This is a genomic window from Shewanella litoralis (assembly GCF_009828585.1).
In the GTDB taxonomy this organism is placed as follows: Bacteria; Pseudomonadota; Gammaproteobacteria; order Enterobacterales; family Shewanellaceae; genus Shewanella; species Shewanella litoralis.
Map to the genome: position 1 here is coordinate 1 of NZ_WSRZ01000130.1, position 309 is coordinate 309.

General features: G+C 48.9%; 1 protein-coding gene. It reads left to right on the forward strand.

What is annotated here, in order from left to right:
* Positions 1-49: 49 nt before the first annotated feature.
* On the forward strand, positions 50-309 hold a 260-nt coding region (locus GQA99_RS21035), incomplete at its 3' end, for an RNA-binding protein (RefSeq protein WP_206194607.1).

Sequence of the window (309 nt, forward strand, 5' to 3'; positions counted from 1 at the left end):
CTTTACTTCTCCTCTATACTGTTAACCCTAGATCTTCTTCTCTTTTTCAATGGCGTCCTCTGATGTTGAGTACCGGTGCTTCGTTGGAGGTCTAGCCTGGGCCACCAATGATCAAGCTCTCGAGACTGCCTTCGCTCAATACGGCGACGTTGTTGATTCCAAGATCATCAACGACCGTGAGACCGGAAGGTCAAGGGGATTCGGATTCGTGACCTTCAAGGATGAGAAATCAATGAAGGATGCGATTGAAGGAATGAACGGACAAGAGCTCGATGGACGTAACATCACCGTCAACGAGGCTCAATCACG